21 protein-coding genes and 2 pseudogenes are annotated in these 23,361 nt (G+C 70.4%); 8 read left to right on the top strand and 15 right to left on the bottom strand.

All coding sequences use genetic code 11. The features are described from left to right. Window positions 1-5: 5 nt before the first annotated feature. The 4 genes and pseudogenes from ACWA7K_RS17795 to ACWA7K_RS17780 form a co-directional block, all read left to right on the top strand. The gene (locus ACWA7K_RS17795) at window positions 6-866 is read left to right on the top strand and encodes an ABC transporter permease (protein WP_456162795.1); all 861 of its coding nucleotides are present in this window, start codon (window positions 6-8) and stop codon (window positions 864-866) included. Between the two features lie 25 nt (window positions 867-891). Then, window positions 892-1,704, top strand: coding sequence for an ABC transporter permease (locus ACWA7K_RS17790; RefSeq protein WP_456162793.1), 813 nt, complete (start codon window positions 892-894; stop codon window positions 1,702-1,704). Window positions 1,705-1,744: 40 nt separating this feature from the next. Then, a complete protein-coding gene (gene hydA / locus ACWA7K_RS17785) occupies window positions 1,745-3,169 on the top strand; it encodes a dihydropyrimidinase (RefSeq protein WP_456162791.1) in 1,425 nt (474 codons plus the stop codon). A gap of 13 nt (window positions 3,170-3,182) precedes the next feature. After that, a pseudogene (locus tag ACWA7K_RS17780) lies at window positions 3,183-3,917 on the top strand (aspartate/glutamate racemase family protein); the annotation flags it as partial. A gap of 99 nt (window positions 3,918-4,016) precedes the next feature. Here ACWA7K_RS17780 and ACWA7K_RS17775 read toward each other — a convergent pair. After that, window positions 4,017-4,349: pseudogene (locus ACWA7K_RS17775) on the bottom strand (hydroxyisourate hydrolase); the annotation flags it as partial. A gap of 44 nt (window positions 4,350-4,393) precedes the next feature. Between ACWA7K_RS17775 and ACWA7K_RS17770 the strand changes: the two are divergent. Together ACWA7K_RS17770 and ACWA7K_RS17765 are read left to right on the top strand one after the other, a co-directional pair. Continuing rightward, window positions 4,394-5,605, top strand: coding sequence for an MFS transporter (locus ACWA7K_RS17770; RefSeq protein WP_456162785.1), 1,212 nt, complete (start codon window positions 4,394-4,396; stop codon window positions 5,603-5,605). Further along, window positions 5,602-6,345, top strand: coding sequence for a maleate cis-trans isomerase family protein (locus ACWA7K_RS17765; RefSeq protein ID WP_456162783.1), 744 nt, complete (start codon window positions 5,602-5,604; stop codon window positions 6,343-6,345). The genes ACWA7K_RS17770 and ACWA7K_RS17765 overlap by 4 nt, the downstream gene beginning before the upstream one ends. Window positions 6,346-6,375: 30 nt before the next feature. Here the strand turns inward: ACWA7K_RS17765 and ACWA7K_RS17760 are convergent, their stop codons facing one another. Further along, window positions 6,376-7,251 carry a DUF4743 domain-containing protein gene (locus tag ACWA7K_RS17760; protein WP_456162781.1) on the bottom strand — a complete coding sequence of 292 codons (876 nt, stop codon included), beginning with the start codon at window positions 7,249-7,251 and terminating at the stop codon, window positions 6,376-6,378. A gap of 140 nt (window positions 7,252-7,391) precedes the next feature. On the opposite strand from ACWA7K_RS17760, the gene alaC reads away from it, so the two are divergent. After that, window positions 7,392-8,633: an alanine transaminase gene (gene alaC, locus ACWA7K_RS17755; protein WP_456162780.1), complete on the top strand. Its 1,242-nt coding sequence runs from the start codon at window positions 7,392-7,394 to the stop codon at window positions 8,631-8,633. 10 nt (window positions 8,634-8,643) lie between these two features. On the opposite strand, the gene ACWA7K_RS17750 is transcribed toward alaC, so the two are convergent. The 8 genes from ACWA7K_RS17750 to ACWA7K_RS17715 form a co-directional block, all read right to left on the bottom strand. After that, complete coding sequence (locus ACWA7K_RS17750) at window positions 8,644-9,294, bottom strand: hypothetical protein (RefSeq protein WP_456162778.1); 651 nt, start codon at window positions 9,292-9,294, stop codon at window positions 8,644-8,646. Between the two features lie 150 nt (window positions 9,295-9,444). Next, window positions 9,445-10,497: a dihydroorotase gene (pyrC, locus tag ACWA7K_RS17745; RefSeq protein ID WP_456162776.1), complete on the bottom strand. Its 1,053-nt coding sequence runs from the start codon at window positions 10,495-10,497 to the stop codon at window positions 9,445-9,447. A 62-nt stretch (window positions 10,498-10,559) separates the two neighbouring features. Next, window positions 10,560-11,294 (bottom strand): amino acid ABC transporter ATP-binding protein, encoded by a 735-nt coding sequence (locus ACWA7K_RS17740; protein WP_456162774.1) that lies wholly within the window; start codon window positions 11,292-11,294, stop codon window positions 10,560-10,562. Window positions 11,295-11,301: 7 nt separating this feature from the next. Beyond that, window positions 11,302-11,967 carry an amino acid ABC transporter permease gene (locus tag ACWA7K_RS17735; RefSeq protein WP_456162772.1) on the bottom strand — a complete coding sequence of 222 codons (666 nt, stop codon included), beginning with the start codon at window positions 11,965-11,967 and terminating at the stop codon, window positions 11,302-11,304. Then, a complete protein-coding gene (locus ACWA7K_RS17730; RefSeq protein ID WP_456162770.1) occupies window positions 11,964-12,710 on the bottom strand; it encodes an amino acid ABC transporter permease in 747 nt (248 codons plus the stop codon). Before ACWA7K_RS17730 ends, ACWA7K_RS17735 begins: the two co-directional genes overlap by 4 nt. A gap of 223 nt (window positions 12,711-12,933) precedes the next feature. Further along, entirely contained in the window at window positions 12,934-13,830 is an 897-nt protein-coding gene (locus ACWA7K_RS17725) for an amino acid ABC transporter substrate-binding protein (RefSeq protein WP_456162768.1), read from the bottom strand. 155 nt (window positions 13,831-13,985) lie between these two features. Then, window positions 13,986-14,915: a LysR substrate-binding domain-containing protein gene (locus ACWA7K_RS17720; RefSeq protein WP_456162766.1), complete on the bottom strand. Its 930-nt coding sequence runs from the start codon at window positions 14,913-14,915 to the stop codon at window positions 13,986-13,988. Window positions 14,916-14,936: 21 nt separating this feature from the next. Continuing rightward, a complete protein-coding gene (locus ACWA7K_RS17715) occupies window positions 14,937-16,838 on the bottom strand; it encodes an ABCB family ABC transporter ATP-binding protein/permease (RefSeq protein ID WP_456162764.1) in 1,902 nt (633 codons plus the stop codon). Between the two features lie 31 nt (window positions 16,839-16,869). Between ACWA7K_RS17715 and ACWA7K_RS17710 the strand changes: the two genes are divergently transcribed. Continuing rightward, the gene (locus ACWA7K_RS17710) at window positions 16,870-17,304 is read left to right on the top strand and encodes an acyl-CoA thioesterase (protein ID WP_456162762.1); all 435 of its coding nucleotides are present in this window, start codon (window positions 16,870-16,872) and stop codon (window positions 17,302-17,304) included. A gap of 2 nt (window positions 17,305-17,306) precedes the next feature. On the opposite strand, the gene ACWA7K_RS17705 is transcribed toward ACWA7K_RS17710, so the two are convergent. From ACWA7K_RS17705 to ACWA7K_RS17685, 5 genes are all read right to left on the bottom strand, one after another. Then, window positions 17,307-18,230 (bottom strand): SGNH/GDSL hydrolase family protein, encoded by a 924-nt coding sequence (locus tag ACWA7K_RS17705; protein ID WP_456162760.1) that lies wholly within the window; start codon window positions 18,228-18,230, stop codon window positions 17,307-17,309. 37 nt (window positions 18,231-18,267) lie between these two features. Continuing rightward, window positions 18,268-19,032 carry an enoyl-CoA hydratase gene (locus tag ACWA7K_RS17700; protein WP_456162758.1) on the bottom strand — a complete coding sequence of 255 codons (765 nt, stop codon included), beginning with the start codon at window positions 19,030-19,032 and terminating at the stop codon, window positions 18,268-18,270. Window positions 19,033-19,180: 148 nt separating this feature from the next. Continuing rightward, window positions 19,181-20,407, bottom strand: a complete 1,227-nt coding sequence (locus ACWA7K_RS17695) for an acetyl-CoA C-acyltransferase (RefSeq protein WP_456162756.1) — start codon at window positions 20,405-20,407, stop codon at window positions 19,181-19,183. 20 nt (window positions 20,408-20,427) lie between these two features. Next, window positions 20,428-22,839 carry a 3-hydroxyacyl-CoA dehydrogenase/enoyl-CoA hydratase family protein gene (locus tag ACWA7K_RS17690; protein ID WP_456162754.1) on the bottom strand — a complete coding sequence of 804 codons (2,412 nt, stop codon included), beginning with the start codon at window positions 22,837-22,839 and terminating at the stop codon, window positions 20,428-20,430. A 60-nt stretch (window positions 22,840-22,899) separates the two neighbouring features. After that, window positions 22,900-23,352 carry a DUF2147 domain-containing protein gene (locus ACWA7K_RS17685; protein ID WP_456162752.1) on the bottom strand — a complete coding sequence of 151 codons (453 nt, stop codon included), beginning with the start codon at window positions 23,350-23,352 and terminating at the stop codon, window positions 22,900-22,902. Between the last annotated feature and the right edge of the window lie 9 nt (window positions 23,353-23,361).

Raw genomic sequence — 23,361 nt, 5'->3', positions numbered from 1 at the left:
GCGCGATGACGACGCTGCGCCTCACCCCCGTCACCACCACCAGCCTGTGGTTCGCCACGCCGCTGGCGGGCTGGTTCCTGCTGTTCTTCGCGGCGCCGCTGCTGATGCTGGTGCTGATCGCGCTCTACAGCGACACCAGCCTGACGGGCATGGGGGCGCAGCAGTTCGTGCGCGTGGCGACCGACGGCTTCACGCTGCCGGTGCTGGCCGACACGCTCTGGCTGGGCGTGCAGGTCACCGCCCTGTGCCTGCTGCTGGGCTATGCGCTGGCGTGGACGCATGTGCGCAGCCCCGCGTGGCTGCAGCAGCTGCTGATGCTGCTGATCGTCATGCCGCTGCTGACCAGCGTGGTCGTGCGCACCTTCGCGTGGGTCGTGATCCTCGGCCGGCAGGGCATCGTCAACACGGCATTGGCCGACCTGGGCTGGATCGAGGGGCCGCTCAAGCTGCTCTACACACGCGGCGGCCTGGTCGTCGCGCTGGCCAACGTGCAGCTGCCGCTGATGGTGCTGCCGCTGATCACCGCGCTGCAGAAGCTCGACCCGAACCTTGAACAGGCCTCGGCCGCGCTCGGGGCCAGCGCCTGGCGCACCTTCGGGCTGATCACGCTGCCGCTGTCGCTGCCGGGCATCGTGGCCGGTGCGCTGCTGACCTTCGCGGCCTCGGTGACGGCCTTCATCTCGCAGTCGCTGATCGGCGGCGGGCAGATGCTGTTCATGCCGATGTACATCTACCAGCAGGCCTCGTCGCTGCAGAACTGGCCGTTCGCCGCCGCGCTGTCGCTGGTCTTCCTGGTCGCCGTGCTGGGCTGCGTCAGCGTGCTCAACCTGCTGGGCCGCGCGAGCCGCGGCCGCGCCACGACCTGATCCCGGAAAGCCTGCGACCGCCACCATGTCCACACGCCGCCACGACCTCTCGACGATCACGCTGCACGGCCTGCTTGGCGGCCTCGCGCTGCTGGCCGCCGCGCTGCTGCTGGCGCCCACGCTGGTGGTCGTCATCGTCTCGTTCTCCGACGGCTACTCGCTGAAGTTCCCGCCGCCGGCCTATTCGCTGCGCTGGTACCACGCGCTGGTCGATGCCTGGCAGCTGCAGTTCGCGGCCGTCAACAGCCTGAAGGTGGCGCTCGCCGCGACCACGCTGGCGGTGCTGCTGGGCGTGCCGGCGGCACTGGCCATCGCGCGTTCCGAACACGCCATGGCGCGTGTGCTCGACAGCTTCTTCATGTCGCCGCTGGTGCTGCCGGCACTGGCCTTCGGGCTGGCCGCGCTGATCTACTTCTCGCGCATCGGCGTGGGCCTGTCGCTGGCCACGCTGGTGATCGGCCACAGCGTCGTCGGCGTGCCCTACGTGATCCGCACGACCGTCGCGGCGCTGGCGCAGCTGCCGTCGGTGCTGCTGGAAAGCTCGGCCAGCCTGGGCGCCGGCCGGCTCTACACCTTCCGCCGCGTGACGCTGCCGCTGATCGCGCCGGGCATTGCCGCCGGGGCCTTCATCACCTTCATGTCCTCGTTCGACAACGTGCCGGTGTCGCTGTTCCTGCGCGACGCGCAGACCGACATGCTGCCGATCCGCATGTGGCAGGACCTCGAGAGCAAGCTCGACGTGAGCATCGCCGCCGTCGCCAGCCTGATGGTCTTCGCCACGCTGATCCTGATGGTCGTGATGGAGAAGCTGACCGGCATCAGCCGGCGCATCCGCTGATCTCGCCGGCACCGATCACGCATCCACGGGACACCCGCCCATGACGACCGACTTCGACCTCGTGGTCCGCCACGCCCGCGTGGCCACCGCCAGCGACGTGTTCGACGCCGACATCGGCATCCGCGACGGCCGCATCGCGATGCTCGGACGCGGCCTGCCGCCCGGCCGTCAGGAGATCGACGCGGCCGGTCGCACCGTCACGCCCGGTGGGGTCGACGGCCATTGCCACCTCGACCAGCCGATGACCCCGCCGGTGCGCATGGCCGACGACTTCGACACCGGCACGCGCAGCGCGGCCTGCGGCGGCACGACCACCGTCATCCCGTTCGCTGCCCAGGTCAAGGGCCAGTCGCTGCAGGCCGCCGTGGACGACTACCACCGCCGCGCCGACGGCCGCGCCCATGTCGACTACGCCTTCCACCTGATCGTCAGCGACCCGACGCCGACGGTGCTGAAGCAGGAACTGCCCGCGCTGATCGCGGCCGGCTACAGCTCGTTCAAGCTCTACATGACCTACGACGACCTGAAGCTCGACGACGGCCAGGTGCTCGACGTGCTGGCCGTCGCCCGCGAACACGGCGCGATGGCCATGATCCACGCCGAGAACGCCGACTGCATCGAGTGGCTGACGCAGCGCCTGGAGGCGGCCGGCCGCACCGCACCGCGATACCACGCCCATGCCCGGCCGATGCTGGTCGAACGCGAGGCGACCCACCGCGCGATGGCGCTGGCCGAGCTGGTCGACGTGCCGATCCTGATCGTGCACGTCTCCGGCCGCGAGGCGGTCGAGCAGATCCGCTGGGGCCGCGCGCACGGCCTGCAGGTGCATGCCGAGACCTGCCCGCAGTACCTGTTCCTGAGCGCCGAGGACCTGGGCATCGACGACAGCTACCAGGGCGCACGCTGCGTCTGCAGCCCGCCGCCACGCGATGCCGGCAACCAGCAGGTGATCTGGAATGCGCTGGCCGACGGGCTGTTCACGGTGTTCTCGTCCGACCACGCGCCGTTCAACTTCGACAGCCCGGAAGGCAAGAAGCCGGGTGGCGAGGAAGTCCCGTTCCGCCACATCCCCAACGGCATCCCGGGCATCGAGACACGCCTGCCGCTGCTGTATTCGGAAGGCGTGCTGGGCGGGCGCATCACGCTCAACCGCTTCGTCGAGCTGACGTCGACCAACCCGGCCAAGGCGTACGGCCTGCACCCGCGCAAGGGCACCATCGCGATCGGCAGCGATGCCGACCTGGTGGTGTGGGACGAGCGCACCTTCACGCTCGACAACACGATGCTGCACCACGCCGTCGACCACACGCCCTACGCCGGCCGCACGCTGCGGGCCTGGCCCGGCCTGACGCTGAGCCGCGGCGAGGTGGTCTGGGACGGTCAGACCTTCCACGGCCGCGCCGGCCGGGGCGAGTTCCTGCGCGGCGGCGAGCCGACGCTGGCACCGCGCCGCCGCATCGACTGAGGTGCCCGACGCGATGCGCCTGCTGGTCGTCAACCCCAACATCTCGACCGGCGTGACCGCGCTGATCGAGGCCGAGGCGCGCCGCAGCGCCGATCCCGGCACGACCCTGACGATGCGCACGGCAGCCTTCGGCGTGGCCTACATCGAGACCCGGCTGGAGGCGCTGATCGGCGGCTACGCGGCCACGCTGATCGCCGCCGAGGACGTGGCCGGCCATGACGCGGTGATCGTCGCCGCCTTCGGTGACCCGGGTGTCGCGGCGCTGCGCGAGGCCCTGCCGGTGCCGGTCGTCGGCCTGACCGAGGCGGCGCTGGCGACCACGCTGCTGCTGGGCCGGCGCGTCTCGATCATCGCGATCTCGCAGCGCATCCAGGCCTGGTACCGCGAGGTCGTGCGCGACCTCGGCCAGCTTGACCGGCTGGCCAGCATCCGCGCGCTCGACCAGGCGCTCGGCCGCATCGACCGGGTCGGCGACGAACACGCCGAGGCCCTGCTGGCGCTGTGCCTGCGCGCGGTCCACGAGGACGGCGCCGAGGTGCTGATCCTGGCCGGCGCGCCGCTGGCCGGGCTGGCCCGGCAACTGGGCGCGCGGCTGCCGGTGCCGGTGGTCGACGGCGTGTCGTGTGCCGTGCGCCAGGCCGAGCTGCTGGTGCGCCAGCGGCGCGCGCCGGCCGTGGCGGGCAGCGGCGCGCCGCCGCCGTCGAAGGCCAACGCCGGCCTGCCCGATGCGCTGGCGCGGCTGCTGGCCGATGGCGCCGCGCGGGTGGCCGGCGGCCCGTCGATCACGCCCCCGGAACAGCGAATAGCCCCAGGCCGTGAACTTGAACGGCAGGTGCACGTGCTGAGCCACATCCGTCAACGTGAAGCGGAAGGGCACGACGTCCAGGAAGGGGCTGGCCTGCGGGCCGACCGCCTCGCGCAGGTGCGCGCCGACATGGAAGCGGGCCTCGTAGACACCCGCGACGATGCCCGCGCCGCGCACGCACGGGTGGTCCAGCTGGCCGTCGCGGCCGACCTGGCCATCGGCGATGCAACGCGGTTCGGCCATCGCTGCGTCCGTCGCATCGGCCGAAGCGGCGATCAGCCACAGCTCGGCGCGCAACCCTTGTGCGGGCACGCCGCGGGCCACGTCCACGGCATGCAGGGAAATGCCGCCGGCGGGCGGAACGTTCGTGTTCATCGGGGTTCTCCTCGGGGTCAGGTCAGCAGCCGGATCTTGCCGCCATGACGGCGATGCAGGAACCACGCCCGACCCTGCCCGTCACGCTGGCCTGGATGACCGCGCTGCAGGCGGTGGTGGCGCTGGGCCTGTTCGCGCTGGCGACGCTGGCGCCGCAGATGGGGTTGGCGGTCGAACGCCTGGGCCAGCTGAGTCTGCTGCTGTTCGGCACCGGCGCGCTGGCGGCCTTCGGGGCCGGGCGGCTGCTGCGCCGGCTGGGCGGCTGGCGGCTGGCGGCGGCCTGCGCCGCGCTGGTCGCCCTGGGGCTTGCGTCGCTGGCGCTGGCCGGTGTCGACGCGGCCGTCTTCGCGGTGCTGTGTTTCGGCCTGGCCTTCGGGCCGGAGACACCGGCCAGCGCGGCGCTGCTGACGGTGGCGACACGCCCGCTGGCACCGGCCGCGCGTGCCCGCGTGTTCTCGTGGCGGCAGACCGGCAACCAGCTCGGCGCGATCGCCGGTTCGCTCAGCCTGCCGGCGCTGTGGCTGCTGCACCCGCGCCTGCCTTTCGCGGCGGCGGCGCTGCTGGCGGCGGTCGTCGCGCTCGCGTGTGTGCGCGAAGGCCGGCGAAATCGGGTCGAACGGCCTGACCAGGCTCAACCGGTGAGCCAGCCCGGGCTCGCCGCCGACCCGATCGGCCCGCGCTGGTTCAGCGCCCCGGTGCAGGCGCTGGCGCTGGCCACGCTGGCGCTGTCGGCCTTGCAGATGAGCCTGAACGTGTTCCTGCTCAGCCATGCGGTGGCGCACTGGTCGATGACGCCGCTGGCCGCCGCCGGCTGGGTCGCCGCGATGCAGGCCGGGGGTCTGGCCGGGCGACTGGGCTGGGGCTGGTGGGTGCCGGCGCATGGCCGGGCCAGCGGGCTGATCGGTGCGATCGGCCTGCTGGCATCGGGCTGCGGGGCCGTGTTGATCGGCTTTCCCGGTCTGTCGACGGCGCAGCCGCTGGTCTTCGCCGTGCTGCTGCTGGGCCTGGGTGCGAGCGCCAGCGGCTGGAACGGCCTGCTGGTCGCCGAGGTCGCGCGGCTGGCCGGCGCGGCCCGCGTCGGCACCTGGTCGGGCCGCCTGCTGGGCCACGGCTACCTGGGCCTGACCGGCGCGCCGCTGCTGTTCGGCGCGGCCGGTGCCGACACCGTGCCGGCCTATGCGGCCTTGCTCGTGGCCGTGGCGCTGAGCTGCGCCGGCCTGATCGTCATCCACTTCCGGAACGGCTCGTCGACATGAACCCCACGTCTGACTCAACCCCCCGTCGCCTGCGCCTGGGCATCCTGACGCCCTCGTCCAACACCGCGCTGGAGCCGCTGACCAGCGCGATGGTGTCGACGCTGCCGGGCGTGACGGCGCACTTCTCGCGCTTTCGCGTCACCCGCATCGGCCTGAGCGCCGGGGCGCTCGGGCAGTTCGATCCGGCGCCGATCCTGGCGGCGGCCGAGCTGCTGGCCGATGCCCGCGTCGACGCGATCGGCTGGAGCGGCACGGCGGCCGGCTGGCGCGGCTTCGACACCGATGTCGAGCTGTGCGCGCGCATCGAGGCGGCCACCGGCATCCGCGCGACGACCTCGATCCTGGCGCTCAACGACCGGCTGCTGGCCGACGGCGTCAAGCGGCTTGCACTGGTCACGCCCTACACCGCCGACGTGCAGGCCCGCATCGTCGCGAACTACGCCGACCTCGGCATCGAGACGGTGGCCGAGCGCCATCTGGGCATCCGAGACAACTTCAGCTTCGCCGAGGTCAGCGGCGCGCAGCTCGACACGCTGGTCGCCGAGGTCGCCGCCGCACGGCCCGATGCCGTCGTGCCCTACTGCACCAACCTGGTCTCGACCGACCGGGCCGCCCGCTGGGAGCGCGAACACGGCTGCACGGTTTACGACACCACGACGACGGTGGTCTGGCAGATGCTGAAGCTGCTGGGCGGGCCGCTCCCGCCGGCAGCCGACTGGGGGCGCTGGCTCACCGAATGAGCCACCGGGAGGGCAACGGACCGGACGGCCTCAGCGCGGCGCCAGCGCGTCGATCTGGCGCGTCAGGTCTGCCGCCTCGGCCGCGTCGATCAGCGCGTGGCGCAGCGCGAAGTCCAGCGTCACCAGCGCGGCGTCGACCGTCATCTCGGTGCCGGCGGCACGTTCCAGCGCCTCGGCCACCGGCAGGCAGAGGAACTCGCCGACCTCGCCGTCCTGGTTGACCGGCACCTCGCCTGCGTCGAGCCTCAGCTCGTGGCTGTGCAGCCATTCGACCTGCAGGCCTTCGGGGATGTCGCAGCGCAGGTGCATGACGCGGCCGGGCACGGCGCGGCGCATGCGCTCGGGCGACATGCCGGCCTCTTCCCAGCCTTCGCGCACGAGGGTCTCGAAGGGGCTTTGCGGCCAGGGCACGCCGCCGCCGATCAGGTTGTCGAGCCGGCCGGGGTCGACCGCCTTGCTCAGGGCCCGCCGCGCGATCCACAGATGCGTCGGATGCCCGTGTTCATCGGCCACGTAGCCCGTCGCATGGGCGCCCAGCGTGCTGGTGCCCCAGAAGCGCGCGGCAGCCCGTTCGATGATCGCCAGCGGCTCGCTGCCCGGCCGCGTGAAGACCGCGTAGGGCTCGCCACGCCAGGCGCGGATGTGGCCGGCGTCGCGCAGCGCCACGTTGATCGCCACCAGCGCCTCGTCGCGGGCCTCGCGCGGCAGGTCCATCGCCACGCCGTCGCGGCTCGACAGGCGCCAGCCCTCGTGCTGCGGCAGCAGGTCGCCGATCAGCTCGACCTGGTCGCGCCGGACACTGCCGGCCAGCGCGCCGCCGATCGTGAAGGGCAGGCGCAGCGTCTCGTCGTGCGCCTGCGCGGCCGGCAGGCAGGGCCAGCGCGCGGGCCAGGTGGTGGGGATCATGGGCGGGCCTTTCGACGGATGAGGCGGGTGCGGCGGGCATTCTGGCGTGGCCCGGCGAAGCTCGGCTAGCATCCGCGTCGGCCGTGCCACACGGCCACGTCGCTCGGACGGTTCCGGGCGCTCACGTGAAAGTCATCGTCATGTCTTCCTCTCCGGTTGCCAGCTCTGGCACGCCCGGCAAGCGCCGCTTCGCGCGCATTGACCGCCTTCCCCCCTACGTCTTCAACATCACGGCCGAGCTCAAGCTCGCGGCGCGGCGTCGAGGCGAGGACATCATCGACCTCAGCATGGGCAACCCCGATGGCGCCACGCCGGCGCACATCGTGGCCAAGCTGTGCGAGGTCGCGCAGCGGCCCGACACGCACGGCTACTCGGCCAGCAAGGGCATCCCGCGCCTGCGCCGCGCCATCAGCCACTGGTACCAGGACCGCTACGGCGTGGCCATCGACGCGGACCGCGAGGCCATCGTCACGATCGGCTCGAAGGAAGGCCTGGCGCACCTGATGCTCGCCACGCTGGACCGGGGCGACACGGTGCTGGTGCCGGACCCGAGCTACCCGATCCACATCTACGGCGCGGTGATCGCCGGGGCGGACATCCGCTCGGTGCCGATCACGCCGGGCGATGTCGACGGGGCGCAGTTCTTCGCCGAGCTGGAACGGGCCATCCGCGGCAGCTACCCGAAGCCGAAGATGATCGTGCTGGGCTTCCCGAGCAACCCGACGGCGCAGTGCGTCGAGCTGGGTTTCTTCGAACGGGTCATCGCGCTGGCCCGCAAGCACGACATCCTGGTCGTGCACGACCTGGCCTACGCCGACATCGTCTACGACGGCTGGCAGGCGCCGAGCATCATGCAGGTGCCGGGCGCGAAGGACGTGGCGGTCGAGTTCTTCACGCTCAGCAAGAGCTACAACATGGCCGGCTGGCGCATCGGCTTCATGGTCGGCAACCCGGACCTCGTGCATGCGCTGGCGCGCATCAAGAGCTACCACGACTACGGCAGCTTCACGCCGGTGCAGGTGGCCGCGATTGCCGCGCTGGAGGGCGACCAGCAGTGCGTCAAGGACATCGCCGCGACCTACCAGAAACGCCGCGACGTGCTGGCCAAGGGCCTGAACGAGGCCGGCTGGGCGGTCGAGAGTCCGAAGGCCTCGATGTATATCTGGGCGCCGATCCCGCCGCGTTACGCGCACCTCGGCTCGCTCGAGTTCTCGCGCCTGCTGCTCGAACGCGCCAAGGTCTGCGTCAGCCCCGGCATCGGCTTCGGCGACCACGGCGACGGCCACGTGCGCTTCGCGCTGATCGAGAACGAGAGCCGCATCCGCCAGGCCGTGCGCGGCATCAAGGCGATGCTCAAGGCGGACGCCGCAGCGCCCGCCTGAGGCACCCAGGTCAGTTCGCGGCGAAGCAGTAGAACAAGCCGCCGCCGCCGGTCGAGTTGAATGCCGGGATCGTGCAGCCGCGGGTCGGGTGCGAGGTGCTCCAGCTCAGCATCGGCGGCGTCGTGTTGAGGCCCTGGCGGTCGTGGTGGCCCACGATCGCCGCGCCGGCTTCGGGCGAGGTCCAGTTGCCGCAGGTGTGCTGCGCGGCGGTGCCGTCCGGGTTCGAGCCGGTCAGGATGTCGTGCAGGTTCGGCGTGTCGCCCCGGCCGTTCACCACGGCGCCCTTCTCGGTCAGCGCGGTCTGCTTGTTCAGGTTGTTGTTGCCGTGCAGCTCGGCCACGCTGTTGGCCACGACCGTGCCCTGGGCGTTGGCCCACGGGCCCTTGCCGATGCGGTCGCGCGCGTTGATCAGCGCGACGCCGTCGGCCGTCGAGGTGCTCAGGTAGGCGCGCCAGGTCTTGCCGCCGGCGCCGGCCTCGGTGGCCAGCTTCTGGCAGTAGGCGTCGGCACCGGCCAGACCGCCGAGGTCGCCACCCTTGCCCGGGTTGGCGCTGGTGATGAAGAAGCTCATCGGGCTGGTCGACGGCGGCGTGCTGCAGGCCGACAGGGCGGCCAGGGCGACAGCGGCGCCGGCCAGGCGCAGGGGGGCGGATCGGGTCATGCAGGTCTCCTCTGGGTGTGATGTGCGAAATCTCACGTTTCGCGCGAGAGGTGCAGCCTAACCATCCCCTTCAGACTTGCCAAGAAACCTAAGCGAAATCACCGAGTCGCCTCAGGAACGGCTGAATCCGATGCGCCGACGCGACGCGGCTCAGGCCGTCACGAGGCGCCAATCCAGCGTCTCGCCACCGCGCAGCGGCTTGAGCTGCGCGTCGCCGAAGGCCAGCGTCTCGGGCAGTTGCCACGGCTCGCGGCGCAGCGTCACCGTGCCGGTGTTGCGCGGCAGGCCGTAGAAGGCGGGGCCGTGGAGGCTGGCGAAGCCCTCCAGCCGGTCGAGCGCACCGGCCGCCTCGAAGGCCTGGGCGTACAGCTCCATCGCGCTCAGCGCCGTGTAGCAGCCGGCGCAGGCGGCGGCGTGTTCCTTCAGGTGGGCCGGGTGCGGCGCGCTGTCGGTGCCCAGGAAGAACTTCGGGCTGCCCGACGTCACCGCGCGCACCAGCGCCTCGCGGTGGCGTTCGCGCTTGAGCACCGGCAGGCAGTAGTAGTGCGGGCGCAGGCCGCCGGTGAAGATCGCGTTGCGGTTGTAGAGCAGGTGGTGCGCGGTCACCGTCGCGGCGGTCAGCGCGTCGGCGCTGGCGACGTATTCGGCCGCTTCCTGGGTCGTGATGTGCTCGAACACCACCTTCAGGCCGGGGAAGTCGTGGCGCAGCGGGCGCATCACCTGGTCGATGAAGACGGCCTCGCGGTCGAACACGTCGACCGCCGGATCGGTCACCTCGCCGTGCACCAGCAGTGGCAGGCCCTCGCGCTGCATCGCCTCCAGCGTCCGCCAGGTCTTGCGGATGTCGGACACGCCGGCATCGCTGTTGGTGGTCGCACCGGCCGGGTACAGCTTCAGCGCGACGATGCCGGCGGCCTTGGCGCGGGCGATCTCGTCGGGCGGCGTGTTGTCGGTCAGGTAGAGCGTCATCAGCGGCGTGAAGTCCACGCCGGCCGGCACGGCGGCGACGATGCGCTCGCGATAGGCCAGCGCCAGCGCGGTGGTGGTCACCGGCGGGCGCAGGTTGGGCATGATGACCGCGCGGCCGAACTGGCGCGCGGTGTCGGGCACGACCGCCTGCAACGCGGCGCCATCGCGCACGTGCAGGTGCCAGTCGTCCGGGCGGGTGATCGTGAGGGTCTGGGGGGCGGTGGTCGTGCTCATCGCGCGATTTTCACCGCCGACGCCCCGTGTCGACGCTCAGTGTCGACGTTAAGTGTCGACGTTCAGTGTTGAAGGATCTTCGACAGGAAGTCCTTCGCCCGCGGCGAACGGGCGTCCGGGTTGCCGAAGAACTCGTCCTTGCCGCAGTCCTCGACGATCTTGCCGGCGTCCATGAAGATGACCCGGTGGCTGACCTTCTTGGCGAAGCCCATCTCGTGCGTGACGCACATCATCGTCATGCCCTCGTTGGCGAGCTGCACCATGACGTCGAGCACCTCGCCGACCATCTCGGGGTCGAGCGCGGAGGTCGGTTCGTCGAACAGCATCACGATCGGGTCCATGCTCAGCGCCCGGGCAATCGCCACGCGCTGCTGCTGGCCGCCCGAGAGCTGGCCGGGGAACTTGTCCTTGTGGGCGGAAAGCCCGACGCGATCGAGCATCTTCAGGCCCCGCGCCAGCGCATCGTCCTTGCTGCGCCCGAGCACCTTGATCTGCGCCAGCGTCAGGTTCTCGGTCACCGACAGGTGCGGGAACAGCTCGAAGTGCTGGAACACCATGCCCACGCGCGAGCGCAGCTTGGGCAGGTCGGTGGTCGGCGCGCTGATGCTGATGCCGTCGACGACGATGTCGCCCTTCTGGATCGGCTCCAGCGCGTTGACCGTCTTGATCAGCGTGGACTTGCCCGAGCCCGACGGCCCGCACACGACCACCACTTCGCCCTTCTGGATCTTCGTGGTGCAGTCGGTCAGGACCTGAAAGCTGCCATACCACTTGCTGACGTTCTGGATGTCGATCATGTCGTTCTCATCGAATGATTTGGATCTTGGCCTGCAGACGCTTCACGAGCATCGACAGGCTGAAGCAGATGACGAAGTACAGCCCGGCGGCGACCAGGTAGGTCTCGACCGGACGGTTGAAGTTCTTGCCCGCCACCTCGAAGCCCTTGAGCAGGTCGTAGGCGCCGATCGCGTAGACCAGCGAGGTGTCCTGGAACAGGATGATGGTCTGCGTCAGCAGCACCGGCAGCATGTTGCGGAAGGCCTGCGGCAGCACGATCAGCTGCATGGTCTGGCGGTAGGTCATGCCCACCGCGTAGCCCGCATGGACCTGGCCGCGCGAGACGCTCTGGATGCCCGCCCGCATGATCTCCGAGTAGTAGGCCGCCTCGAACAGCGTGAAGGTCACGATGGCCGACAGCTCCGCGCCCATCGGCCGCCCGATCAGCAGCGGGATCAGCAGGAAGAACCACAGGATGACCATCACCAGCGGCACGCTGCGCATGGTGTTGACGTAGGCCGCCGCCGGCATCACCAGCCAGGGCTTGCCCGACAGACGCATCAGCGCCAGCAGCGTGCCCAGCACGATGCCGCCGACCATCGCCACCAGCGTCAGCTCGATCGAGAAGATCAGGCCCTTGAGGACGAAGCTGGAGATGACGTCGGACGTGAAGAAGGAGAAGTCGAGGTTCACTTGCCACCTCCGCCGACCATGCCGGGCACGCGCACACGCTGCTCGATGGCCTGCGCGATGCGGTTGATCGTGAAGGCCGAGACGAAGTACAGCGCCGTCACCGCGAGGTAGATCTCGATGCCGCGCGAGGTCTCTTCCTGCGCCTGCATCGCGAACATCGTCAGCTCGGCGATGCTGACCGCAAACGCCACCGACGAGTTCTTGATGATGTTCATGCTCTCGCTGGTCAGCGGCGGGATGACGATGCGGAACGCCATCGGCAGGATCACGTGGCGATAGGTCTGGCCCAGCGTCAGGCCAAGTGCCAGGCCGGCATAACGTTGTCCGCGCGGCAGCGTCTGGATGCCGGCCTTGACCTGTTCGGCGATGCGCGCCGAGGTGAAGAAGCCCAGCCCGACGACGACCAGCAGGAAGCTCGGAATGCCCTTCAGCACGGGGAAGATCTGCGGCAGCACGTGGTACCAGAGGAAGATCTGGACCAGCAGCGGGATGTTGCGGAACAGCTCCGTCCAGGCATTGCCGAAGAAGGCCCAGCCCTTGTGCGGGAGGGTGCGCAGGATGCCGATCAGGGACCCCACGACCAGCGCCACGACCAGCGCCAGCAGGGCGACCGACAGCGTCCAGCCCCAGGCGCTCAGCAGCCAGTCGAGGTAGGTGATGTCGCCATCACGGCCGAAGCAGCCGGCGACAACCTCGCCTTCGAGGGTGCTCTTGCAGAAGACTTGCCAATCCCAGTTGGACACCGGTGGCTCCTATGAAAATCGTTTCGGCGCCACCGGCACCGCATGACTCAGTCCAACCCGGCACATCCCGTGGATCCGGCTTCGCCGGTCCACCGGGATGGCCCCCTGAGGGGGCGCGCGTCAGCGCGTAGGGGGGGAGCCCATCCTCCCCGTGGATCCGGCTCTGCCGGTCCACCGGGATGGCCCCCTTGAGGGGGACGCGCGTGAGCGCGTCGGGGGTGGGTCATTTCTTTGCGTAGTCTTCCATGGGCTTGTCGTTGGGGTTCGCCCACGCGGCCTTGGTGGCCTCCGACATCGGCAGGCCGACCTTCGTGTTGGTCGGCGGGATCGGCTGCATGAACCACTTGTCGTAGAGCTTGGCCAGCTCGCCCGACTTGATCTGCGCCTTGATGCTGTCGTCGACCGCCTTCTTGAAGGCCGGGTCGTCCTTGCGCATCATCGCGGCGATCGGCTCGACCGACAGGACCTCGCCGACGATCTTGAAGTCGGCCGGGTTCTTCGACTTGCTGATGTTGCCGGCGAGGATCTGGCCGTCCATCACGAAGGCATCGGCGCGGCCCGATTCGAGCAGCAGGAAGCTGTCGGCGTGGTCCTTGCCGAAGACCTCCTTGAAGTCGACGCCGGCGGCGCGCTCGTGCTTGCGCAGCGTCTGCACCGAGGTCGTGCCGGTGGTGGTCGCCACCGACTTGCCGTTGAGCTGGTCGATGTTGGTGATGCCCGAATTGGCCTTCACCGCGATGCGCACTTCCTCGACATAGGTCGTGACCGCGAAGGCGACGTCCTTCTGGCGTGCGGCGTTGTTGGTGGTCGAACCACATTCGAGGTCGACGGTGCCGTTCTGGACCAGCGGGATGCGGTTCTGCGAGGTCACCGGCTGGTACTTGATGTCGAGCTTGGCGAGGCCCAGCTGCTTCTGCAGGTCGGCGGCCACGCGGTTGCACATCTCCGTGTGGAAGCCGGCGTACTTGCCGTCGCCGAGCGTGTAGCCCAGGGCGCCCGAGGACTCGCGCACACCGATGGTGATGCTGCCGCTGTCCTTGATCTTCTTGAGCGTGTCGGACTGGGCCTGCGCGGCGCCGACGGCCAGCAACGCGGCGGCCAGGATCAGGGTCTTCTTCATCGGGACTCCTTGGTATGGAAAGGGGGCCAGCGAGCGGCCTCCCGGGTGAAAAACGATTCTAGGCAGGCGGTCCTGGGCGGCAGCCGTGTCGGGCCGGAAACACGCCCCCGGGAAACCCTGAGCCGTGTTGCAGGACTCGTGCCGCCAGGCAGCGTTCAGCGCGGCTGGCTGAGGAAGTTCCAGAGCGCCTGGGCGGCGGGCTTGGACTGGCGCGCGAACTCGGGGCGTTCGCGGTAGAGGCGCACCTCGATGGTGACCTCGAACGGCGGCGAGCCGCTCTGGCTCGGGGCGGCCGGCACGAGCCGGCGGGCGCGCAGTTCCTTGCGCACCGAGCTGGCGGGCAGGAAGGCGACGCCGTGGCCTTCGAGCGCCATCGCCTTCAGGCCCTCGGCCATGTCGGTCTCGTAGATCGGATCGAGGTACAGCGGCTGGCCGGCCTGCTTGAGCAGCAGGTCGACCATGCGGCCCAGGTAGGCACCCGAGGCATAGGCCAGATAGGGCACCTTCGAGCCGGTGCCGCCGGGCAGGCGGAACAGCGGCTCGCCATCGGCATCGGCGCGCGCATAGGGCGCGAGGGTCTCGGTGCCGAGCGTCAGCATCTCGTAGCGCTCGGGGTTGAGCTGCAGCGGCTGCGAGGTGTGGTGATAGGCCAGCAGCAGGTCGCAGCCGCCTTCGGTCAGCTGCAGCACCGCGTCGTGGACGTTGAAGCCGATCAGCCGGCTCTTGAACTGGCCGAAGCGCTGGCGCAGGTCCATGACCCAGTGCGGGAAGAAGCTGAAGGCCAGCGAGTGCGGCACCGCGAACTCGATCATGTCGTGATCGGCGTTCTGGTGGCTGCGCATCAGGTTGCGCGCGGCCTGCAGCGCGCCCAGCACCTCCAGCGCCTGCGGCAGCAGGGTCTGGCCGGCGGGGGTCAGCCGGGTCGGGTAGGACGAGCGGTCGACCAGGTCGACGCCGGCCCAGGCCTCAAGGGCCTGGATGCGGCGCGAGAACGCCGGCTGCGTCACGTGCCGCATCTGGGCCGAGCGCGAGAAGCTGCGCGTCTCGGCCAGGCTGACGAAATCCTCGAGCCACTTGGTCTCCATGACGGTCAGTCTACCGGCGGCTCAGCGCGCGGCGACCACGGGCTGACCCTCTGGCGCGGACGCGGCGACGGCGGTCGTCTCGACCGTCGAATCGGCGGGCCGCGCCGTCTCCTGGCTGCTGCGCTGCAGGTGCCACATGCGCGCATAGCGGCCGTCCAGCGCCAGCAGTTCGGCATGGGTGCCGCACTCGATGACGCGGCCGGCGTCCAGCACGACGATCGCGTGGGCGTCGACGATCGTGCTGAGCCGGTGCGCGATGACCAGCGCGGTCTTGCCCCGGGCGGCGCTGGCCAGCTCGGCCTGGATGGCGCGTTCGTTGGCCGAATCGAGCGCCGAGGTGGCCTCGTCGAAGATCAGGATCGGCGGGTCCTTCAGCAGCGTGCGGGCGATCGCCACGCGCTGCTTCTCGCCGCCCGACAGCTTCAGCCCGCGCTCGCCGACCGTCGTGCCGTAGCCCTGCGGCTGCGCGGCGATGAAGTCGTGGATGTGGGCCGCGCGGGCGGCTTCCTCGATCTGCTGCTGGCTCGCGCCGGGCTTGCCGTAGCCGATGTTGTAGCCAATGCTGTCGTTGAACAGCACGGTGTCCTGCGGGACGATGCCGATGGCCCGGCGCAGGCTGGCCTGGGTCACGTCGCGCAGGTCCTGGCCGTCGATGGTGATGCGGCCGGCGCCCGCATCGACGTCGTAGAAGCGGTAGAGCAGCCGCGCCAGCGTGCTCTTGCCCGAGCCCGAGGCACCGACCACCGCGACGGTCTTGCCGGCCGGGATCTCGAAGCTCACGCCATGCAGGATGCGGCGCTGCGGGTGATAGCCGAAGTCGACGTTCTCGAAGCGCACGGTCGCGCCGTGCACCTGCAGGTCGCGCGCGGCGGGCGCATCGGCCACCTCGCGTTCGCGTTCGAGCAGCTTGAACATCTTGTCGAGGTCGGCCAGGCTCTGCTTGACCTCGCGGTAGAGCACGCCCAGGAAGTTCAGCGGCACGTAGAGCTGCAGCAGCAGCGCGTTGACCATCACCAGGTCGCCCAGCGTCATGTGGCCGTCGACGACACCTTGCGTGGCCCGCCACAGCATCGCCGCCAGGCTGGTCGCGATGATGGCCTGCTGGCCGGTGTTGAGCATCGACAGCGTCGCCTGCGACTTCAGCTGCGCTCGCCGGTAGGCGTCCAGGCCCTCGTCGTAGCGGCGCGCCTCGAAGTCCTCGTTGTTGAAGTACTTGACGGTCTCGTAGTTCAGCAGCGCGTCGATCGCGCGGGTGTGGGCCTTCGAGTCCAGCTCGTTCATCTGGCGCCGGAACTGCGTGCGCCACTCGGTCACGGCGATCGTGAAGGCGCCGTAGGCGACCAGCGCGGCGAGGGTGATCCAGACGAAGCCGAGGTCGAACTTGCCGCCCAGCAGGCTGAGCACCAGCACCAGCTCGACCAGCGTCGGCACGATCGTGAACAGCGAGTAGCTGACCAGCGACTGCAGCGCGCGGGTGCCGCGCTCGATGTCGCGTGTCATGCCGCCGGTCTGGCGTTCGAGGTGGAAACGCAGGCTCAGCTCGTGCAGGTGGCGAAAGGTCTCCAGCGCGATCTGCCGGGCCGCACCGTGCGTGGCCTTGGCGAAGACCAGCTCGCGCAGCTCGGTGAACAGCGTCGTCATCAGCCGCAGCCCGGCGTAGGCGGCCAGCAGGCCGGCCGGCACGACCAGCAGCGCGCGCGGGTCGCCGGGCTGGAGGTCCAGCGCGTCGACCAGCTGCTTGAGCAGCAGCGGCACGCCGACGTTGGAGACCTTGGCCGCCACCAGGAACACCAGCGCGACCACGATGCGCAGGCGGTACTGCCACAGGTAGGGCGCCAGGCGCTGCAGCGTCTGCCAGTCGCTGCGTTCTTCGGCGACGCCGGCCGAGGGCGGCGGCAGGTCCATGGATCGGGCAGAACGCATCGTGGAGAATGGTTTGAAAGGTGGATGAACGATGACCGCAGCAACGCCCCAAGACCTGCCGCCCTCCGAGGGCGGCGCGCCCGGCTCGCATCAGCGCGAGCTGGTCCTGCGGGTGATGCCGATGCCGGCCGATGCCAACGGCAACGGCGACATCTTCGGCGGCTGGATCATGGCCCAGGTCGACATCGCCGGCGCCGTGCTGCCGGCCCGCATCGCACGGGGACGCATTGCCACCGTGGCGGTCAACCAGTTCATTTTCAAGCAGGCGGTCTCGATCAGTGACCTGCTGAGCTTCTATGCCACCGTGCTCAGGGTGGGCAACACCTCGGTGACGGTGCACGTCGAGGTCTATGCCGAGCGCAATCCGGAGAACCCGGAAGTGGTCAAGGTGACCGAGGCCAACCTGACCTACGTCGCGATCGATGCCGAAGGCCGGCCGCGGCCGATCCCGCCGGCGCGGCGCTGACCCTAGCCGAGCGCGCCGAAGCGGCTGTCGCCGGGTTCGGCGTCCTCGTCCTGCAGGGCGGCCCAGGCGCTGGGGGTGAAGCCGGTGGGCAGCACGGCGCCCTGCGCCGGGTTCTGGGTCAGGTCGAACTCGATGTGGTCGGCCAGCGCCTCGGCCCAGCGGGCGTACAGCGCGGCGTTCGGGTGGAAGCGGTCGGTCGCCAGCCACTGGTCGACCGTCTCGGTGGTCGGGTCGAAGGGCATCACGAAACGGCTGCGCCGGTAGGCGTGACGGACGTGGTTGCGCAAGGCGGTGTCCAGGCGGTTGGCCTGCGCCCCCATCAGCCAGCGCAGCGGCTGCGGCATGAAGGTCATCAGGTCCATGCGCGGCGGTGCGCAATGCACCGTGAAGCGGACCTTGGCGCGGTGCTTGGCGTGGCTGCGGATCGCGTCCAGGTTGGCCAGCCAGCGGCCGGGCGGCGTCTGTTCGATCACGTCGTTGACGCCCAGCACGGTCACCAGCACGTCGGCCGGGTCGAGCTGCTGCGAGGCCATCAGCGGCAGGGCGGTGTTGGACGACACCCCCGTGCGCGCGGCCAGCTGCCAGCTCACGCGGGTCAGGCCCATGCTGGTCTCGGACAGGCGCCGCGACAGCGCCTCCGCGAGCAGCGGCGCCAGCGTCAGGGCCGGATCGGTCGAGCCGACCCCGGCTGCGGACGAGTCACCGACGATCAGCAGGCGCAGCCGCGAGAAGCCGAGCCCCGCGCCGCCGTGGCTGGCCACGCCGGGTTCCGGCAGCCGTGGCGTGACGCGCCGCAGCTGGGCCGCCTGCCAGGCCAGCACCGGTCCGGCCAGCGCCTTCACCAGGCCGACCGTGCGGGCCGACGGCGGCTCCGGGGCGGCCGGGGGCCGGGGCAGGCCGACGACGGGTGGACGGGTGGCGGTCACGGGCAGGTCTCGGTGAGGTCAGGGGAGCGGACGGGCCTCAGCTGAACTTCGAGAAGTCCGGCTTGCGCTTGTCGAAGAAGGCCTGGAACGCTTCACGCGCTTCCGGGCTGCGCAGGCGTTCGGCGAAGACCTTGGCCTCGGCGGCGACGGCCTCGCGCACGGCGGCCTCGGTCGGCGCGCGCATCAGGCGCTTGGCGTCGCGCACGGCGCCGGGCGGCAGGGCATTGAAGCGGGCGGCGACGCGGCGGGCGTGCGGCAGCACCTCGGCGGTCGGCAGCACGGCGTTGGCCAGGCCGCATTCGACCGCCTGCTCGGCCGTGAACGGGTCGCCCAGCAGCAGCTTCTCGGCCGCGCGGACGTGGCCCATCAGGCGGGCGACCGTCAGGCTGGAGCCGAACTCGGGCACGAGACCCAGGCCGACGAAGGGCATCGCCAGGCGGGCCTCGTCGCTGACGTAGACGAAGTCGCAGTGCAGCAGCATCGTGGTGCCGATGCCGATCGCCGGGCCGGTGACGGCGGCGATGACCGGCTTGTCGCAGTCCAGCAGCGCGCGCATGAAGACGAACACCGGCGAGTGCTCGTCGCGCGGCGGCGCGGCCATGAAGTCCTCGAGGTCGTTGCCCGACGTGAAGATGCCGGGCTGGCCGGTGATCAGCACCGAACGGACGGTGGCGTCGCCACGCGCCTGCACCAGCGCCTCGGCCAGCGCGGTGTACATCGCCATCGTCAGCGCGTTCTTCTTCTCCGGACGGGCGATCTCGATCTGGAAGACACCGTCGAACAGGGCGGTCTTGATGCTCATGGACTCTCCGGGCAAGCGCGGCAGTTTGTCACGCTTGAAAGAAATATCGAAAAAAGGCCGCGCCACCTGGAGGTGGAACGGCCGTGGAACACACCCGGATTTTCCCGGATGCGCGAGGAGAGGGCAGCGCGTCGGGCGCGACGTCGGGTCAGACCCGTTCGAAGATCCCCGCCGCGCCCTGACCGGTGCCGACGCACATCGTCAGCATGCCGTGGCGCATCTGGCGGCGGCGCAGGCCGTGCACGACCGTGGCCGCGCGGATCGCGCCGGTGGCGCCCAGCGGGTGACCCAGCGCGATGGCGCCGCCGAGCGGGTTGACCTTGCTCGGGTCCAGGCCGACGGTGCGGATGACAGCCAGCGCCTGGGCCGCGAAGGCCTCGTTGAGCTCGACCCAGTCGAGGTCCGCGAGCTGCAGGCCGGCGCTGCGCAGCGCCGACGGGATCGCCTCGATCGGGCCGATGCCCATGATCTCCGGCGGCACGCCGCGGCTGGCGAAGCTGACGAAGCGCGCCAGCGGCGTCAGGCCGTGTTCGCGCACGGCCCGTTCGCTGGCCAGGATCAGCGCGCCGGCGCCGTCGCTGGTCTGCGAGCTGTTGCCGGCCGTGACGCTGCCCAGGCCGGTCGCCTTGCCGCCCGGGTCCTTCGGCGCGGCGAAGGCCGGACGCAGCTTGGCCAGGCCTTCGAGCGAGGTGTCGGCGCGCGGGCCCTCGTCCAGGCTGACGGTGCGACGGCGTTCGCGCACCGCGCCGGTCAGCAGGTCGGGGCTGCGGTCGACCACCTCGAAGGGCGTGATCTCGTCACCGAACTCGCCGGCGGCCTGCGCGGCCAGCGCCTTCTGGTGCGAGGCCAGCGCGAAGGCGTCCTGATCGGCCCGGCTGACGCTCCATTGCTGGGCGACCTTCTCGGCCGTCATGCCCATGCCGTAGGCGATGCCGATGTTGGCGTCGGCGCCGAAGATGGCCGGGTTGAAGCTCGGCGTGTTGCCGCTCATCGGCACCATGCTCATGCTTTCGCAGCCGGCCGCGATCATCACGTCGGCCTCGCCGACGCGGATGCGGTCGGCCGCCATCTGGATGGCCGACAGGCCCGAGGCGCAGAAGCGGTTGACGGTGATGCCGCCGACGCTTTCCGGCAGGCCGGCCAGCAGCGCGGCCACGCGGGCAACGTTCAGGCCCTGCGGGCCTTCGGGCATCGCGCAGCCGACGATCGCGTCCTCGATCGCCTTCGGATCCAGGCTCGGGACCTGCGCCAGCGCGCCGCGCAGGGCGGCCACCAGCAGGTCGTCGGGCCGGGTGTTGCGGAAGAACCCGCGATGCGACTTGCCGATCGGCGTGCGGCTGGCCGCCACGATGTAGGCGTCTTGAAGCTGTTTCATGACTCGTCCTTGGTGCGGGTTCAGTTCCTGACCGGCTTGCCGGTCTGCAACATGCCCATGATCCGTTCCTGCGACTTGGGGTGTTCGAGCAGGCTGCAGAAGTGCTGGCGCTCCAGCGTCATCAGGTAGTCCTCGGTGACGAGGCTGCCGGCGTCGACGTCACCGCCGCAGACCACGTGGGCGATGCGGCTGGCGATGTCGAAGTCGTGGTGCGTGATCTGGCCGCCGTCGCGCATGCCCACCAGGCTGGCCTGGATGGTGGCGATGCCGCTGCGCCCGGCGACCGGGAACAGGGCCTTGTTCGGCGCGCGCCAGTTGGCATCGGCCAGCGCCCTGACCTGGCTGGTGGCGACGTGCAGCAACTCGTCCTTGTGGGCCACGACGATGTCGTCGTCTTGCAGGTAGCCGAGCGCGCGGGCCTCGATCGCGCTGGTCGCGACGGTGGCCATGGCCGCCGCCTGGAAGCCGTCCTTCAGGAAGGCCAGCAGGTCGGTGCCCGGTGCGGCTGCGGCCTTCTCGGCCGCGCGGCGGGCGATGTAGGTCAGGCCGCCGCCGCCGGGGATCAGGCCGACGCCGACCTCGACCAGGCCGACGTAGCTCTCCAGCGCCGCGACCCGGCGGGCGCAGTGCACCGCCAGCTCGCAGCCACCGCCCAGCGTCAGCCCGCGCATGGCCGCCACCACCGGCACGCCGGCATAGCGGATGCGCAGCATCAGGTCCTGCAGCTTCTTCTCCTCGGGCGCGATGCCCTTGGCGCCGGACTTCATGAAGACCGGCATCAGCGACTCGAGGTTGGCGCCGGCCGAGAACACGTCATCGGGCGACCAGATCACCAGGCCCTGGTAGCTCGCCTCGGCCAGCTCGACGGCCTTCAGCAGGCCTTCGGTGACGGTCGGGCTGATCAGGTGCAGCTTGCAGTCGATGCTGGCGATCAGCACCTCGCCGTCGAGCGTCCAGGCGCGCAACTCGTCGTTGCGGAACACCTCCGTGCCCGACTTCAGCGGCGCGACCGCGCCGGTGCCAACGAGAGATTCGGGGAAGTGCTGGCGCGCATAGACCGGCAGGTCCGGGCGCGGCAGGAAACGGCCTTGCGCGGCCGACCACGAGCCTTCGGCCGTGTGCACGCCACCGGCCTGCGCGACCGGGCCGTCGAACACCCAGGCCGGCAGCGGCGTGCGGCACAGCGCGGCACCGGACTCGATGTCGGCCTGCACCCACTTCGCCACCTGCAGCCAGCCGGCGTCCTGCCACAGCTCGAACGGGCCCTGCTTCTGGCCGAAGCCCCAGCGCATCGCGAAGTCGACCTCGCGGGCGCTGTCGGCGATCTCGGCCAGATGCACCGCGACGTAGTGGAAGCTGTCGCGCAGGATGGCCCACAGGAACTTCGCCTGCGGGTTGGACGATTCGCGCAGCAGCTTCAGTCGTTCGGCCGCCGGCTTCTTCAGGATGCGGTCGATCAGCGGTTCGGCCTTGGCCCCGCCAGTGACGTACTGGCCGGTGGCCGGGTCGAGCCGCAGGATGTCGCGGCCGACCTTCTTGTAGAAGCCCGCGCCGCTCTTCTGGCCCAGCGCGCCGGCGGCGATCAGGCCGGTCAGCACGGCCGGCGTCGCATAGGTCGGGTAGAACGGGTCGTCGCCCTTGCCCGGGCCGAGGTTGTCCTGCAGCGTGCGGATGACGTGGGCCATCGTGTCCAGGCCCACCACGTCGGCGGTGCGGAAGGTGCCGCTGCTGGCGCGGCCGAGCTTCTTGCCGGTCAGGTCGTCGACCAGGTCGACGCTCAGGCCGTAGGTCTGGGCCTCGTGCAGCGTCGCCAGCATGCCGGCGACGCCCACGCGGTTGGCAATGAAGTTGGGCGTGTCCTTGGCCCGCACGACGCCCTTGCCGAGCGTGCGCGTGGCGAAGGTCTCGAGCGCGTCCAGCACGTCGGCACGGGTGTCGCCGGTGGGGATCAGCTCGACCAGCTGCATGTAGCGCGGCGGGTTGAAGAAGTGGATGCCGCAGAAGCGCGGGCGCAGCGCCTCGGGCAGCACCGAGGCCAGCTTGCCGATCGACAGGCCCGAGGTGTTGGACGCCACGATCGCGTCGGCGGCGATGTGCGGGGCGACCTTCTGGTAGAGGTCCAGCTTCCAGTCCATGCGCTCGGCGATGGCCTCGATCACCAGGTCGCAGCCGGCCAGCAGGCCGAGGTCTTCCTCGTAGTTGGCCGGCCGGATGCGCGCGGCGTGCGCGGCCAGGCCGAGCGGCGCGGGCTTGATCTTCTTGAGGTTGTCGATGGCCTTCAGCGCGATCGCGCTCTTCGGGCCTTCCTGCGCGGGCAGGTCGAACAGCACGACGGGCACGCCGACGTTGACGAGATGGGCGGCAATCTGCGCGCCCATCACGCCGGCGCCGAGCACGGCGACCTGCCGGACGTGGAAGCGGGTTCGGGACATGGGGTCTCCTGGGAAAACGGGTGCGTGTTCGGATGGGTGCGGATCGTCAGGCGCGCGGCCTCATTCGACGCGCTGCCAGGTCTGCGTGCGACCCAGCAGCGGCAGGCCGATGTAGGCGCGCAGTTCGAGCGCCTTGCCATCGTTGATCACCTTCATGCGGACCTTGTAGGTCTTGCCGTTGTTGGGATCGAGGATCTCGCCGCCGTCCCACAGGCCGGCCTCGCTGGTGCTGGCCTTGACGCCCTGCAGGATCGTCATGCCCAGCACCGGCTGGCCCTTGCGGGCGTCGGTGCAGTCGTCGCAGCGGGCGTCCTGCTTCGCCGGGTTGGCGATCTTCTCGACCTTGCCGCTGAGGGTGCCGGCGTTGTCGGCGATGCGCACCAGCGACTTCTCGGTCTTGCCGTCGTCGTCGATCGTGCGCCACAGGCCGGCCGGGGTGGCCTGGGCCAGCGCGGCGCCGGTGGCCAGGGTCAGCGCGAAGGCGGCGACGAGCTTCGGGATGTGCGTGTTCATCGGGTGTCT

It is taken from the genome of Leptothrix mechoopdaensis (SeqCode), from assembly GCF_053893855.1.
The sequence above is the reverse complement of the archived record's forward strand: the minus strand, read 5'-3'. Positions and strand labels throughout refer to the sequence as shown.

Coding starts and splice junctions, on each gene's coding strand:
- ACWA7K_RS17790 (WP_456162793.1), top strand. CDS start 892: ATGTCCACACGCCGCCACGACCTCTCGACGATCACGCTGCACGGCCTG.
- pyrC (WP_456162776.1), bottom strand. CDS start 10,497: ATGAGCACGACCACCGCCCCCCAGACCCTCACGATCACCCGCCCGGAC.
- ACWA7K_RS17795 (WP_456162795.1), top strand. CDS start 6: ATGACGACGCTGCGCCTCACCCCCGTCACCACCACCAGCCTGTGGTTC.
- hydA (WP_456162791.1), top strand. CDS start 1,745: ATGACGACCGACTTCGACCTCGTGGTCCGCCACGCCCGCGTGGCCACC.
- ACWA7K_RS17685 (WP_456162752.1), bottom strand. CDS start 23,352: ATGAACACGCACATCCCGAAGCTCGTCGCCGCCTTCGCGCTGACCCTG.
- ACWA7K_RS17750 (WP_456162778.1), bottom strand. CDS start 9,294: ATGACCCGATCCGCCCCCCTGCGCCTGGCCGGCGCCGCTGTCGCCCTG.
- ACWA7K_RS17765 (WP_456162783.1), top strand. CDS start 5,602: ATGAACCCCACGTCTGACTCAACCCCCCGTCGCCTGCGCCTGGGCATC.
- ACWA7K_RS17760 (WP_456162781.1), bottom strand. CDS start 7,251: ATGATCCCCACCACCTGGCCCGCGCGCTGGCCCTGCCTGCCGGCCGCG.
- alaC (WP_456162780.1), top strand. CDS start 7,392: ATGTCTTCCTCTCCGGTTGCCAGCTCTGGCACGCCCGGCAAGCGCCGC.
- ACWA7K_RS17740 (WP_456162774.1), bottom strand. CDS start 11,294: ATGATCGACATCCAGAACGTCAGCAAGTGGTATGGCAGCTTTCAGGTC.
- ACWA7K_RS17695 (WP_456162756.1), bottom strand. CDS start 20,407: ATGAAACAGCTTCAAGACGCCTACATCGTGGCGGCCAGCCGCACGCCG.
- ACWA7K_RS17770 (WP_456162785.1), top strand. CDS start 4,394: ATGACGGCGATGCAGGAACCACGCCCGACCCTGCCCGTCACGCTGGCC.
- ACWA7K_RS17690 (WP_456162754.1), bottom strand. CDS start 22,839: ATGTCCCGAACCCGCTTCCACGTCCGGCAGGTCGCCGTGCTCGGCGCC.
- ACWA7K_RS17700 (WP_456162758.1), bottom strand. CDS start 19,032: ATGAGCATCAAGACCGCCCTGTTCGACGGTGTCTTCCAGATCGAGATC.
- ACWA7K_RS17715 (WP_456162764.1), bottom strand. CDS start 16,838: ATGCGTTCTGCCCGATCCATGGACCTGCCGCCGCCCTCGGCCGGCGTC.
- ACWA7K_RS17725 (WP_456162768.1), bottom strand. CDS start 13,830: ATGAAGAAGACCCTGATCCTGGCCGCCGCGTTGCTGGCCGTCGGCGCC.
- ACWA7K_RS17710 (WP_456162762.1), top strand. CDS start 16,870: ATGACCGCAGCAACGCCCCAAGACCTGCCGCCCTCCGAGGGCGGCGCG.
- ACWA7K_RS17720 (WP_456162766.1), bottom strand. CDS start 14,915: ATGGAGACCAAGTGGCTCGAGGATTTCGTCAGCCTGGCCGAGACGCGC.